The 13591-nt window shown below is 73.1% G+C and carries 12 protein-coding genes and 1 riboswitch; of the genes, 5 read left to right on the top strand and 7 right to left on the bottom strand.

Annotated features, from left to right (window positions below; translation table 11 throughout):
- Positions 1–139: 139 nt before the first annotated feature.
- From cobJ to cobG, 4 genes are read right to left on the bottom strand one after another with little or no spacing between them, the layout of a single operon-like run.
- Complete coding sequence (cobJ, locus tag WT60_RS10735; protein WP_060356044.1) at positions 140–1969, bottom strand: precorrin-3B C(17)-methyltransferase; 1830 nt, start codon at positions 1967–1969, stop codon at positions 140–142.
- Positions 1966–2700, bottom strand: coding sequence for a precorrin-2 C(20)-methyltransferase (locus tag WT60_RS10730; protein ID WP_059574958.1), 735 nt, complete (start codon positions 2698–2700; stop codon positions 1966–1968). The genes cobJ and WT60_RS10730 overlap by 4 nt, the downstream gene beginning before the upstream one ends.
- Positions 2697–3323, bottom strand: coding sequence for a precorrin-8X methylmutase (locus tag WT60_RS10725; protein WP_059574956.1), 627 nt, complete (start codon positions 3321–3323; stop codon positions 2697–2699). The genes WT60_RS10730 and WT60_RS10725 overlap by 4 nt, the downstream gene beginning before the upstream one ends.
- The gene (gene cobG / locus WT60_RS10720; protein WP_060356045.1) at positions 3316–4731 is read right to left on the bottom strand and encodes a precorrin-3B synthase; all 1416 of its coding nucleotides are present in this window, start codon (positions 4729–4731) and stop codon (positions 3316–3318) included. Before cobG ends, WT60_RS10725 begins: the two co-directional genes overlap by 8 nt.
- Positions 4732–4838: 107 nt before the next feature.
- A riboswitch (cobalamin riboswitch) is annotated at positions 4839–5045 on the bottom strand.
- Between the two features lie 87 nt (positions 5046–5132).
- Between cobG and WT60_RS10715 the strand changes: the two genes are divergently transcribed.
- The 4 genes from WT60_RS10715 to cobM all read left to right on the top strand — a co-directional run bounded on the left by WT60_RS10715 (position 5133) and on the right by cobM (position 9204).
- Positions 5133–6368, top strand: a complete 1236-nt coding sequence (locus WT60_RS10715; protein ID WP_059574952.1) for a bifunctional cobalt-precorrin-7 (C(5))-methyltransferase/cobalt-precorrin-6B (C(15))-methyltransferase — start codon at positions 5133–5135, stop codon at positions 6366–6368.
- On the top strand, positions 6368–7459 hold the full coding sequence (locus WT60_RS10710) for a cobalt-precorrin-5B (C(1))-methyltransferase (RefSeq protein WP_082759400.1): 1092 nt from the start codon (positions 6368–6370) through the stop codon (positions 7457–7459). The genes WT60_RS10715 and WT60_RS10710 overlap by 1 nt, the downstream gene beginning before the upstream one ends.
- Positions 7456–8199 (top strand): cobalt-precorrin-6A reductase, encoded by a 744-nt coding sequence (locus WT60_RS10705; protein ID WP_060356047.1) that lies wholly within the window; start codon positions 7456–7458, stop codon positions 8197–8199. Before WT60_RS10710 ends, WT60_RS10705 begins: the two co-directional genes overlap by 4 nt.
- Before the next feature lie 279 nt (positions 8200–8478).
- Positions 8479–9204 (top strand): precorrin-4 C(11)-methyltransferase, encoded by a 726-nt coding sequence (cobM, locus tag WT60_RS10700; protein ID WP_038743020.1) that lies wholly within the window; start codon positions 8479–8481, stop codon positions 9202–9204.
- Between the two features lie 336 nt (positions 9205–9540).
- Here the strand turns inward: cobM and WT60_RS10695 are convergent, their stop codons facing one another.
- The 3 genes from WT60_RS10695 to WT60_RS10685 all read right to left on the bottom strand — a co-directional run bounded on the left by WT60_RS10695 (position 9541) and on the right by WT60_RS10685 (position 12921).
- On the bottom strand, positions 9541–11106 hold the full coding sequence (locus tag WT60_RS10695) for a family 10 glycosylhydrolase (RefSeq protein WP_038743018.1): 1566 nt from the start codon (positions 11104–11106) through the stop codon (positions 9541–9543).
- Positions 11103–11414, bottom strand: a complete 312-nt coding sequence (locus tag WT60_RS33565) for a hypothetical protein (protein WP_145986770.1) — start codon at positions 11412–11414, stop codon at positions 11103–11105. Before WT60_RS33565 ends, WT60_RS10695 begins: the two co-directional genes overlap by 4 nt.
- Positions 11415–11748: 334 nt before the next feature.
- Entirely contained in the window at positions 11749–12921 is a 1173-nt protein-coding gene (locus WT60_RS10685; RefSeq protein ID WP_059670411.1) for an MFS transporter, read from the bottom strand.
- A 123-nt stretch (positions 12922–13044) separates the two neighbouring features.
- Here WT60_RS10685 and WT60_RS10680 point away from each other — a divergent pair, with 123 nt between their 5' ends.
- On the top strand, positions 13045–13536 hold the full coding sequence (locus tag WT60_RS10680; RefSeq protein WP_038743011.1) for a MarR family transcriptional regulator: 492 nt from the start codon (positions 13045–13047) through the stop codon (positions 13534–13536).
- Positions 13537–13591 lie beyond the last annotated feature (55 nt).

The following is a 13591-nucleotide window of genomic DNA, read 5'->3' as shown; positions in this document are numbered from 1 at the left end:
GCGACTTGATTCGCGATCCGAAATGATCGCGCGCATTGAGCGCGGCGATGCGATCGCGGCGCGGACTGCATGCGCGCCGCGCCCGGTTCGTCGCGCGCGGCGCGACACGCGATGCGCGCCGCTTCACTCCGCTTCGGGATCAGCGATACCAGCGCGGCGTGTACACCCATTCGCGCGCGCCGTCGCGCACGATGCGCCGCGTCGTCGACGAGCCGACGATCACCATCGTGCGCATGTCGACCTGCTGCGAGGACAGCGCGCCGAGCGTCGTCGTCGCGAGCGTCGCGCCGGGGCGGCCGATGTCGCGCCCGAGCACGACGACCGTGTCCGGCGCGCGATGCCGGCGCACGATGTCGAGCGCGCGATCGAACTGCACGGGCCGCGCGCGCGACACCGGGTTGTAGAACGCGAGCGCGAAATCGGCGGCGGCCGCGCAATCGATGCGTTTTTCGATGATCGCCCACGGCTTCAGGTTGTCCGACAGCGAGATCAGGCAGAAGTCGTGGCCGAGCGGCGCGCCCGCTTCGGCCGCCGTCGCGAGCGCGGCCGACACGCCGGGCACGACGTCGAGCTCGACGGCCGACCAGCGCACATCGTCCGATCCGTCGAGCGCTTCGAGCACGGCCGCCGCCATCGCGAACACGCCGGGGTCGCCCGACGACACGACCGCGACACGCCGGCCTTGCGCGGCGAGCTCGAACGCATGCCGCGCGCGCTGCAGCTCTTCTCGGTTGTCGGACAGGTGCAACTGCTGATCCGCGCGGAACGGGCCCGCCATGTTCACGTAGGTCGCGTAGCCGACGACGTCGGTCGCATCGGCGAGCGCCGCGCGTGCGGCGGGCGTCATCAGGTCGGCGCGGCCGGGGCCGAGGCCGAGCACCGTGAGGCGGCCGCGCGCGGTGCCGAGCGTGTCGGCGTCGACGGGCGCGTCGGCGACGGCGATCGCGACGCCGGGCGATGTCGAATCGGCGTGCGGCATGCTGACGCGGCGGCTCGCGAGCGAGGCGGGCAGCGCGGCGTCGAGCACGCCGGCGGCGTCCTGCGCGGCCGTCTCGACGAAGCGCAGCGGCACGCGCAGCGCGCGAGCCGCGTCGGTCAGCGCGGGATCGGCGATGCGACGCGCCGGCGCGACGACGGCCGCGAGCGCGAGCGGCGCGAAGTCGTGCGCGGCGAGCGTCGCGACGATGCGCGCGGCGAGCGGCGGCAGGCCCGGCGTCGCGGCGTGCGCGGTTGCGCCCGAGCGCGGTGCATCCGGGTGCGCCGTCGGGCTGCGATCCGACGCGCCGCATGCGCCGCCGTCGCCCGCGCAGCCCTCGTCGCCGAACGCGAAGACGACGCTGCGCGGATGAATCAGCAACTCGCGCGCATCGCCGCGCGGCGCATGCGGCGTGATCCGGATCACGCGCGCCGCGTGTGCGTCGCGCGGCAGCGCGACGCCGTCGAGCCACGTCGCGTCGCCGTCGACGCGCGTGCTTTCGCCCGCGAGCAGATCGGACACGAAGCGCTTGCCCGCGTCGAGATCGGCGAGCGCGTAGCCTTCGGGCGGATTCAGCACGCATGCGCCGAAGCGCAGCTCGCCGCTCGTCGTGATCGCGGCCGCAACGCCGAGCGCGCCGGCGATCTCGCGCGCGAGCACGTTCGCGCCCGCGAGGCCGCCCAGCAGCGGCACGACCGCGCTGCCGTCCTCGGCGACCGCGAGCACGGGCGGCTCCGCGCCCTTGTCGGCGAGGCACGGCGCGACGCAGCGAATCGCGATGCCGGCCGCGAAGAGCGCGACGATCGGCGCGCCGCGCGCATACAGCTCGCGCAGGTGCGGACCGAGCTCGGCGAACGCGACGTCGACATCGGCGCCGACGTCGAGCCGCCCCGCGAGCGCATGCACCCGCGCGCCGTCGCAGCGCGCCCGAATCCGGCGCGCGGTCTCGAGCGCGCCGGGCCCGAGTATCACGATCGCGGGCGCGGCCGTCATCCTTGCCATTTTTCCCCCGGCACGACGAGCAGCGAAAAATACGGCGACGCCATCGGATCGACGTCCGCGAGCGGCACGATCCGCTGCGCGGCCATCGTCGCGCGCTCGACGTACAGCGCGCGCCGCGCGAGCCCGAGCTCGTCGAGCACGCGGCGCACCTTGTCGAAGTTGCGGCCGAGCTTCATCACGACGGCCGCGTCGGCCTTCGCGAGGCGCTCGCGCAATTCGTCCTCGGGCAGCACGCCGGAGAGCACCGAGAGGCTCTGGTTGCGGTAGACGAGCGGCACGCCGAGCACCGCCGCGCCGCCGAGCATCGAGCACACGCCCGGCACGACTTCGGCGTCGTAGCGCGGCGCGAGGCGGTCGTGCAGGTACATGTAGGAGCCGTAGAAGAACGGATCGCCCTCGCAGATCACCGCGACGTCGCGGCCCGCGTCGAGATGGGCGGCGACGAGCGCGGCCGCCGTGTCGTAGAAATCGGCGATCACGCTTTCGTAGCAAAGGGGCGGCGGCAGCGCCTCGGTCGTCACCGGATAGACGAGCGGCAAATGCGTCTGCGCGTCGCTCAGATGCGTCTCGACGATGCCGAACGCGTTGCCTTTCTTGCCCTTCGCGACGAAATACGCGACGACGGGCGCGGCCCGCAGCACGCGCAGCGCCTTGATCGTCAGGAGTTCGGGGTCGCCCGGCCCGACGCCGAGCCCGTACAGGCGGCCGGTGTTGCGCGTCATTCGGCCTCCGAAGCGAGCGCGTTGACGGCGGCGGCGACCATCGCGCTGCCGCCACGGCGGCCCGCGACCGCGACGAACGGCACGCCGCGGCTGTCGGCCGCGAGGAGCGCCTTCGATTCGGCCGCGCCGACGAAACCGACCGGAAAGCCGAGGATGAGGGCGGGGCGCGGCGCGCCCGCGTCGATCATGTCGAGCAGATGGAAGAGCGCGGTCGGCGCGTTGCCGATCGCGACGATGCTGCCCGCGAGGTGCGCTCGCCACAGTTCGAGCGCGGCCGCCGAGCGCGTGTTGCCGATCTCGCGCGCGAGCCGCGGCACGTCCGCTTCGCCGAGCGTGCAGATCACCGGGTTTGCCGCGGGCAGCCGCGCGCGCGTGATGCCTTCGGCTACCATCCGCGCGTCGCACAGAATCGGCGCGCCGGCCGCGAGCGCCGCGCGGCCCGCCGCGCCCGCGCCGTCGGAGAATCGCAGGTCGCGGACGATGTCGACCATCCCGCACGCGTGGATCACGCGCACCGCGAGTTTTTCGAGGTCGGGCGGCACGCCCGTCAAATCGGCTTCCGCGCGGATCGTCGCGAACGATTCGCGGTAGATCGCTTCGCCGTCGCGAAGGTAGTCAAGCATCCAAGTCACCCTGAGTGGGCCGCGCGCCGCGCGCGAGCGCGGCGGCGGCCTGGTCGATCGTCAGTTGGCGCGCGACGGCGCGGCCGAAGCCCGTCGCGCCGTCGCGCCGATAGAGGTCGTAGCGGCCCGCCGCGTTCGCGACGAGCGTGTGCTCGGCCGCGTGCGGCAACGCGCAGGAGCGCGCGCAGCCGCTCACGTGCACGTCGACGGGCGCGGCGAGCCGCCCGGCGAGCGCGAGCGCGTCGCCTTTGGTGTCGGCGGGCGAGCGCGCGCAGCCCGTCGAGCCCGCGCACGCGACCACGTGCGCGAGCGGCGCCGACGCGTCGCAGACGAAGCCGAGCGCGGCCAGGCGCGCCAGCGCGTCGCGCGCGGCGTCGCGCGCGACGCCGGGCAGCATCACGCCTTGCCATGGCGTGATGCGCAGCGTGCCGTCGCCGTGCGTGTCGGCGAGCGTCGCGAGCGCGTCGAGCGTGTCGGCGTCGAGCCGGCCGAGCGGCGGCTGCGCGCCGACGACGCGGCGCGCCGGGTCCCGCTCGGGGAGGATGCCGAAACGCAGCGACGCGTCGACGCGCGCGCGTCGCCAGCCGGCAAGTTCCGCGCCGCGCCGCAGCGCGAACGGCAAGCGTGCTTCGACATCCGAAAGGAACGCGTCGGGCGCGCACGTCGCGAGCAGATCGCGCATGCGCGCCGCGCCCGCCGGCGCGCGCTCGACGAAGCGCGTCACGAGCGCGCGCACGCATGCGAGCGCCTGCGCCGGCGCGACGGCGGCGAGCGCGCCGGCGTGCGGCGCGACGGGCTCGCCGTCGACGGGCGGGCAGCCGGCGAGGCCGAGCGCGAGCCATGTGTCTCCGTGTGCGTCGCGCAGCGCGGACAGCCAGATGTCGTGCGGATGATCGAGCGCGGCGAGCCGCTCGCCGCCGTCGAGCAGCACCGAGAACTTCGGCGACAGCGCGGCGCAGCGCGGCTCGGTCTGCAGCATGTCGAGAAGGCGCGCGGCGAGCGCGGCGCTGTCGATGAGCGCGTGCGGATCGCGGCCGGCCGTCGGGCTCAGCATCACGTTACGCACGTCGTCGCGCGCGGCGACGCATGCATCGAGCGATGCGGCGGGCAGGCCGTCCGCGAGCGGCCCGAGCCCCGCGTCGATCAGCGCGCGGCTCGCGCGCGCTTCGCTGCCCGCCTTCACGCCGCGCAACTGCAGGTTCGCGCGATTGGTCGCCTCGATCACGCCCGAGCCGAACGCGCGCGCGACGGCCGCCACCGCGCGCGCCTGCGCGGCGCGAAGCGCGCCGCCCGGCAGCTTGATCCGGCACAGGCCGCCGTCGCGCGCGGCGACGATGCGCACGAGCCCCGGGCACGCGCTCGCGGCGCGAGCGGCGTCGGAAGAAAAAACGGCGGCGGAAGGGTTCAACGGCGCTCCGGATCAGGCGTCGCGCGGCGGCCCGAGCCGGCCGGTCCGCGCGGGATGCGCACGGGCGGCGGGCTGCGGCATCGGTACACCCCGCCCGATGTTGGATGGCACGAACGAAACGTCCCGGCAGGTCTCCTGGCTGGCAGGTCGTCATCCGCAGCGGGCCTTCCCGGCGGCCGCGGGTGGGCGGCGTGACCAGTGGCGTGGATCGGATGCGGACTCGCTGCTCACAGTTGCGGGGGCAGCCGCAGCGGCGCGGCGCGCCCTGCGTTCCCTCTTGGGCCCCGTGGGGCGCCGGTCGACGGACGCTGTATTATGCCTTTTTTCGTGACGTCCGAGCGCGGGATGCGCTGCGCGGGCGACGCTTTCAGGATCGACAGGAACACGATGGAGTACGACGGATGACCGCGTGGCTGACGGTGGTGGGCATCGGCGACGACGGATACGCGGGGCTCGGCAGGAGTGCGCGGCGCGCGCTCGCCGAGGCGGCGGTGGTGATGGGCGGCGAGCGGCATCTGGCGATGCTGCCGGCGCGGCGTGGGGCCGAGCGCGCGCCGTGGCCGAAGCCGTTCGATCTCGCGCCGCTCCTCGCGCGGCGTCCGGCGCGCGTGTGCGTGCTCGCGAGCGGCGATCCGATGCTGTTCGGCGTCGGCGCGACGCTCGCGCGCGCGCTCGCGCCGCACGAATGGCGCGTGCTGCCCGCGCCGTCTTCGCTGTCGCTCGCGGCCGCGCGCGTCGGCTGGGCGTTGCAGGACGTCGACGCGGTGTCGCTCGTCGGCCGCCCGCTCGCGTCGCTCAATCGGCATCTGTATCCGGGCCGGCGTCTCATCGTGCTGAGCGCGGACGGCGCGACGCCCGCCGCGCTCGCGCTCGCGCTCGCCGCGCGCGGCTTCGGGCCGAGCGCGATGACCGTGTTCGAGCATCTCGGCGGCCCGCTCGAGCGGCGCATCGACGCGCGCGCCGACGCGTGGGGCGACGCGCGAACGGCGGCGCTCAACCTCGTCGCGATCGAATGCCGCGCATGCCCCGCGCGCGCCGACGCGCCGCGCCTCGCGCTCACGCCGGGCCTGCCCGACGACGCGTACCGCCACGACGGCCAGCTGACCAAGCGCGATCTGCGCGCGCTCGCGCTCGCACGGCTTGCGCCCGCGCCCGGCGAATTGCTGTGGGACGTCGGCGCGGGCTCAGGGTCGATCGGCATCGAATGGATGCGCGCGCATCCGAGCTGCCGGACGATCGCGATCGAAGCGCATCCGGAGCGGCAGCGCTTCATCGAGCACAACCGCGACGCGCTCGGCGTGCCGGCGCTCGAGCTCGTCGCGGGCCGCGCGCCTGACGCGCTCGCGGGCCTGCCCGCGCCTGACGCGGTGTTCGTCGGCGGCGGCGTGAGCCGCGACGGCGTGCTCGACGCGTGCTGGGCCGGCCTGAAGCCCGGCGGCCGTTTCGTCGCGCACGCGGTGACGCTGCAGGGCGAGGCGGCGCTCGTCGCGTGGCGCGAGCGGCACGGCGGCGCGCTCACGCGCGTATCGGTCGCGCACGCGCAGCCGCTCGGCGGCTTCGACGCGTGGCGGCAGGCGCTGCCCGTCACGCTGTACGACGCGCGCAAGCCGCGCGACGCGCAGCCGGAGCACGGGTGATGCGCGACGAAACGCCCGAGCAGCCGGCACCGCTGCGCTTCGGCTACACGACGGGCAGTTGCGCGACCGCAACGTCGCTCGCGGCCGCGCGCCTGTTGCTGAGCGCTCAGGCGAGCGACCTGGTCGAGATCGTGTTGCCGAAGGGGCAGCGCGTCGCGATGCGCCTCGAGTTCTGCCGCGTGACGGGTGACGGCGGCGCCGAGGCGGGCACGATCAAGGACGCGGGCGACGACCCGGACGTCACGCACGGCGCGCTCGTGTTCGCGCGCGTGAAGCTCGCCCACGAGCCGGGCGTGCGCTTTCACGCGGCGCCGGGCGTCGGCACGGTCACGCGCGCGGGGCTCACGATCCCGATCGGCGAACCGGCGATCAACCCGGTGCCGCGCCGGATGATGGCGGAGCACCTCGCCGCGCTCGCGGCCGAGCACGGTTACGCGGGCGGCTTCGACGTGTCGATCGGCGTCGAGAACGGCGAGGCGCTCGCATTGAAGACGATGAACCCGCGCCTCGGGATCGTCGGCGGCCTGTCGATCCTCGGCACGACGGGCATCGTGAGGCCGTTCTCGTGTTCCGCGTACATCGCGTCGATTCATCAGGGGATCGACGTCGCGCGCGCGAACGGCGTGTCGCACATCGCCGCGTGCACCGGCAACGCGAGCGAGGACGCGGTGCGCACGCGCTACGGCCTGCCCGACATCGCGCTCATCGAAATGGGCGACTTCGCGGGCGCGGTGCTCAAGTATCTGCGCCGCGCGCGCGTCGCGCGGCTCACGCTGTGCGGCGGCTTCGGCAAGCTCAGCAAGCTCGCCGCGGGGCACCTCGATCTGCACAGCCGCCACTCGAGCATCGACTTGCCGCTCCTCGCCGAGTGGGCGGGCGAAGCGGGCGCGAGCGCCGTGCTGCAGCACGAGATCCGCGCGGCGAACACGAGCCAGCAGGCGTTGGCGCTCGCGCTCGCGCACCACGTGCCGCTCGGCGACATCGTGTGCGCGCACGCGCGCCACGTCGCGCGCGACATCGTGCCCGACGAGGTCGACGTCGAAGTGCTCGCGATCGATCGGGCGGGCCGCATCGTCGGCGTCGCGCCATGAGCGCGCGCCGCGTGTTGCTGCTCGGCGGCACGGGCGACGCGCTGCGCGTCGCGCGCACGCTCGCGCCGCGCGACGTGTACAGCCTCGCGGGCCTCGGCCAGGTGCCGGACGATCTGGCGTGCGACGTGCGCGTCGGCGGCTTCGGCGGCGCCGACGGGCTCGCGCGCCATCTGCGCGAGCACGCGATCGCGCTCGTCGTCGACGCGACGCATCCGTTCGCCGCGCGAATCAGCGCGAACGCGGCCGCCGCGTGCCGCGCGGCGGGCGTGCGGTACTGGGCGCTGCGCCGCGCGCCGTGGCGGCCGCAGCCCGGCGACGACTGGCGCGGCGTCGCCGATTGGCACGGCGTCGCCGCCGCGATCGCGCCGTTCGCGCGGCCGCTGTTCACGCTCGGGCGCGAGCCGCTCGCGCATCTCGACGAGATTGCTCCGCATCAGCACTGGCTCGTGCGCTGCCTCGACGCGCATCCCGGCAACGCGCGCGCGCACGTGCTCGCCGCGCGCGGGCCGTTCTCGGCCGACGGCGAGCGCACGCTCTTCGCGACAGCCGGAATCGACGTGGTCGTCAGCAAGAACAGCGGCGGCGCGGCGACCGAGGCGAAGCTCGACGTCGCCCGCGAGCGGGGCATTCCCGTCGTGATGGTCGAGCGGCCGGCGCTGCCCGACGCGGATCGCGAATTCGGCGACACGGCCGCGCTCGTCGACGCGTTGCGCACGTTTCGTGCAATTCGCGCGTCGTGACGGGCCGCGTGTGCGGTGCGCTCGCGCGTCGACGCGGGGCCGGCATGATGATCGAAGACGGCGGGCCGGATGTCCCGCGGACCGCACGCGCCGGGCCGAGTTGCGTGCGCGGCGAGGCGTCATCAAAGCGGGACAGGTCGCGTAGGCGAGAAGAGCGACGAAAGTGACGAAAGTGACGAAAGCGGGCTGCCCGAGCGATGCGCGCAATGCGCGAGAACGCGCCCCGCGGCGCGCGCATCGCATCCTCGAATCGAATCATCGAATGACGGAGTATCTTGAATGACGGTGTATTTCATCGGCGCGGGTCCGGGCGATCCCGAGCTGATCACGGTGAAGGGCCAGCGCCTCGTGCGCAGTTGCCCGGTGATCCTGTACGCGGGCTCGCTCGTGCCGGCCGCGGTGCTCGACGGCCATCGCGCCGAACTCGTCGTGAACACGGCGGAGCTCGATCTCGATGCGATCGTCGCGCTGCTCGCTCAGGCGCACGCGAACGGGCAGGACGTCGCGCGCGTGCATTCCGGCGATCCGTCGCTGTACGGCGCGATCGGCGAGCAGATGCGCCGGCTCGCCGCGCTCCGGATTCCTTACGAGATCGTGCCCGGCGTGACCGCGACGGCCGCGTGCGCGGCGGCGCTCGGCGTCGAGCTGACGCTGCCGGGCGTCGCGCAGACCGTGATCCTCACGCGCTACGCGGGCAAGACGACGATGCCCGAAGGCGAGTCGCTCGCGAGCCTCGCCGCGCACCGCGCGACGCTCGCGATCCATCTCGGCGTGCGGCATCTCGCGCGAATCGTCGACGACGCGCTGCCGCACTACGGCGCCGATTGTCCGGTGGCCGTGATCTACCGTGCGAGCTGGCCCGACGAGGAGCGCGTGACGGGCACGCTCGCCGACATCGTCGACAAGGTCGCCGGCACGCCAATCGAGCGCACCGCGCTGATCCTGATCGGGCGCGTGCTCGACGCGCAAGGGTTCGACGAGTCGACGCTCTACGCGAAAGGGTGAGGACGGCGGCGCTCGGCGCAGGTCAGCATATCGGCAAGCGCCGGCGTGCGCAGGCATGCGGCGATTGCGCGCGTCGAGCGCGCGAACGGGCATGCAAGAGGCAAGGCAAGCTTGGGGCGGCACGCGCATCGATGCCGAATCCGACATCGATTCCGCCCCCCGACGCCGATGCGACCGTCGCTGCGCGAAGCGCGGGCTCGAACGCGTCGGCGACGCATCGCGATCCACGCGCGGCGTCCCGCATCGAGCCGAGCGCGAAATATCAGATGCCGATGCGCGGCGTCGCCCGTGTTCGCGTGAACGACGCTCCGCCGCCGGCGCATCCGCGCGAGCGCTTCAATGCGATCGCAAAGCCGGCGTCACGACGTCGACCGGCTCGCTTTCGTTCCAGAGACGATCGAGCGCGGTGACGACGTAGCGGTAGTCGCGATCGGCGTGCGCGGTGATGTCGACATAATCGGTTCCCCGAACCGTCGCGAGCAAATGGCGCGCGTCGTGGTCGTCGCACATGTCTTGCCGTCCCGTCTCGTGGCGATAGACCGCGTAAGACGCCGCCGCATTCGAGCGCGGCTTCCATCGCAGCCGCACGCCGTCCGGCGTGCGTTGCGCACGGAGATCCTCAGCGGGCGGCGGCGGCGCTCCGTCGAGCGGGCGCATCGCCGGCACGAGCGCCGGCCGCGAATACCAGGTGCGGTTCACGCGCGTCGTCGCGCCGAGCCGGTCCGCGCGCACGTCCTTCGCGGAAAAGTAGACGTCGCCCTTCACCTCGGGCACGGTGAGATTGAACGCCAGATGATTGCTCAGCTCGGCCGGATCGGACCAGCCCGGCGATTGATTCGACGTGCCGACCTTGTACGCCGCCTGCCCGATGTACAAGTGCACGTCGCGGCCGCGCGCCTCGTTCGCCCACCACGACACCACCTTGTCGTAGTCGGCGGGTGCGAAGCCTTGCGCCCAGTACACCTGCGGGACGACGTAATCGATCCAGCGCTCGCGCAGCCATCGGCGCGTATCCGCATACAGGTCGTCATAGGTCTGCACGGCAGCCGACGTCTGCGAGCCCTGCGGATCGGTGGCCGCGTTGCGCCAGACCGCGAACGGCGAGATTCCGAACTTCACCCACGGCTTCGCGGCCTTGATGCGATGCGCGAGCGCTTCGACGAGCCGATCGACGTTGTCGCGGCGCCAGTCGGCGAGCGTCGGGAAGCCCGCGCCGTATCGAGCGTAGGCCGACGCATCGTCGAACGTCTCGCCCGCGACCGGATACGGGTAGAAATAGTCGTCGAGATGCACGCCGTCGATATCGTAGCGGCCGACGGCGTCCATGATCGCGTCGACGACGAACGCGCGCGCGGCCGGCACGCCCGGGTTGTAGTACAGTTTCCCGCCGTAGCGAACGACCCAGTCCGGGTGCTGGCGGGCCGGATGCGTCGCGACGAGCGCGTCGATGCGCTCGTCCATCGCGATGCGATACGGATTGAACCATGCGTGCAGCTCGAGATTGCGCCGATGCGCTTCGGCAACCGCGAACGCGAGCGGATCGTAGCCGGGGTCGCCGCCTTGCGCGCCCGTCAGATATTTCGACCACGGCTCGAACGGCGACGGCCAGAATGCGTCCGCGGTCGGGCGAACCTGGAGGATCACGGCATTTCGATTCATGCGGGCCGCGTCGTCGAGCCACGCGCGCAGCTCGGCCTCCTGGTCGGCGACGGACAGGCCCGGGCGGGACGGCCAGTCGATGTTGATCACCGATGCGATCCACGTGCCGCGAAACTGCCGCTTCGGCATCGTCTCGTCGGGCCGGCACGCGACGTCGGGCGCGGCGCTCGCCGGCGCCGCGAACGCGCCGGCGGACACCACGAGCGCGGCCGCGGCGAAATGACGGAATCGAGTCGACATCATGGGCATTTCCTTGGCCGGATCGGCGCGTTGGGGTCGTGACGTTCAATAGGGACCGTGGCGTGCCGTACGAGTTCCGGCTCGGGCAAAGCGCGATCCGTGCGGCCGATGCGCGGGCGCGCTCGGGATCGGGCCGGCGGCAGCTCGAGCATGAACAGGCACGCGCGCTTCGCGGCGAAGATGTGCGCGGCCGATTTGAGGAGGGCGCATCGCAGGCGTTCGCCGCCGTGCGATCGGGCCGCGCGACGCGACATGGCCGCATTCGCGCATGTCAGCATGCGTAGTTCATCGGCGCGACGAACGCGCGCCATGCGTCGATTCGTAGTTTCGTCGTCGACACGCCGTCGAAACGTTGCGTCTTCGACGCGAGACGCCAATCGGCGCGCGCCATGCCGCCCCGAAGCGACGCCCGCGCATCGGCGATAGGGTAGCCGCCGCGCGCACGTCGCGTCGGCGGCGCGCCGGCATCCGAGCGAGCGGGGATTCCTCCGGCCGCACCCATGCGGCGATACCGGCGAGCGGCGCTGCCGATACGACCGCAACGCAAGCAACCCACACCACGAATGCAACGCGACGTCGCGCAAACGCCAGACGATACGCGTCGCGCGCCGCCCATGCGTCACTCACTCGCCGCTGACTCGCCCCTCACGCGCCGTTTCGCGCGACGGCGAGCCGCAGCGGCGCGAAGCGCGCGGCCATCGCCGCCATCGCGACGCACACGGCGGCCATGAAGCCCCATGCCGGCGACAGATCGGCGACGTTCTGCCGGATCACGCCCGCGACGAACGGGAAAAGGCCCGCGATCAGATAGCCGATTCCCTGGACGAATCCGGTAAGCGCGCCGGCCTCGGCCGCGCTCGGCGCGTGATCGAGCGCAACGATCAGCGACAGCGGAAACAGCGCGCCGATGCCGAGGCCGAGCAGCAGCGACGCGGGCAGCGCGAAATCGATCGGCGCCGCGATCAGCACGATCAAGCCGACGAACAGCGAAGCGATCGCGGCGAAGAGCGCGGGACGGCGATCCGTCAGGCGGTCGATGAACGCCGACACGGTGAGCCCCGCGGCGACCTCGGCGAGCGTCACGCCGCCGAGCAGCCCGCCCGCCGCTTCGGGCGACCATCCGAGCGCCACGTAATACGGCGGCAGCCACGCGAGCACGAGCGTGTACGCGCCCGTGCCGAGGCCGAAGAACGCGGCGAGCAACCATGCGCGCGCGCCGCTCGTGCGCCGCGTGGCCGAGCGCGCCTGCGCGTCGCGGGCCGCCGCGCGCGTCGCGAGCGGCCACAGCAGCGCGGCGGCGACGGCGGGCAGCGTCCAGCCGGCCAGCGCGAGCGGCCAGCCGAGCGCGTGCGACGCAAACGGCGTCGCGACGCTCGCGAACACGGCGCCGCCCATGATCGACGTCGAATAGAAGCCCATCACGCTGCCCGCGCGCGCGGCGAACTCGGCCTTGATGAAGGCGGGCAGGAGCGCCTGCACGGCCGCGATGCCGAGCCCCGCGCACAGCGCGGACGCGAGCAGCACGGCGGGCGCGCTCGCCGCGACGCGCGCCGCGCATGCGAGCCCGATCAGCGCGACGCCGAGCCATACGCCCGCGCGCACGCCGGCGCGGCGCGCGAGCCACGGCGCGCTCAGCGCCCCCGCGCCCATCAGCAGGATCGGGACGGTCGTCAGCAGGCTCGCCGCGCTGTCGGACAAGCCGGTCGCGCGCTGGATCGTATCGAGGAGCGGCCCGACCGACGCGAGCACCGGACGCAGGTTGAGGCCGACGAGGACGATGGCGGCGAGCCGCCAAGCAGGAGAAAGAAGCATGTGCATAGGAATGGAAGCGGCGCGCGTCCGGACGGCTGCCGGGTACGCGCATTGCGTATAATTGTCTCGACATCAAGATAGATTCGATCTATCTCGACGTCAAGATAACTTGGACGAACAGGAGGGGTAATGGATCGCGCAGCACATGCGGTCGAGCAATGGTGTCGCGAGCGCCCGGATCTCGACCCGTCGTCGATGATCGTGCTCGGCAGGCTGCAGGAGGCGGCGCTCGTCATCGCGCGGGACAGGCTCAACCCGCTCTTCGCGCGCTACGGCTTGCAGCCCGGCGAGTTCGACGTGCTCGCGACGCTGCGTCGCAGCGGCGCGCCGTACGCGCTGACGCCGACCGCGCTTTACGACGCCGCGATGATCTCGTCGGGCAGCATGACGAACCGGATCGATCGCATCGAAAAGGCGGGGTGGGTCGAGCGCCGCCCGAATCCGGCGGACGGGCGCGGCACGCTCGTCGCGCTGACGCCCGCGGGGCTCGCGTTGATCGACGACGCCGTCGTCGCGCACATCGACAACCAGCGGCGCGTGCTGGCCGCGCTGAGCGACACGGAGCAGCGCCGGCTCGCGAAGCTGCTCGGCAAGCTGCTGCAAGGGCAGGCCGACGGCTGACTGCACGTTGATGGGCCCGGCTGCGCGGGCGAGCCGATACGGACCGGCGCGGATC

Source organism: Burkholderia sp. MSMB617WGS, from assembly GCF_001532025.2.
In the GTDB taxonomy this organism is placed as follows: domain Bacteria; phylum Pseudomonadota; class Gammaproteobacteria; order Burkholderiales; family Burkholderiaceae; genus Burkholderia; species Burkholderia savannae.
This window is presented reverse-complemented; position numbering and strand designations above follow the sequence as displayed.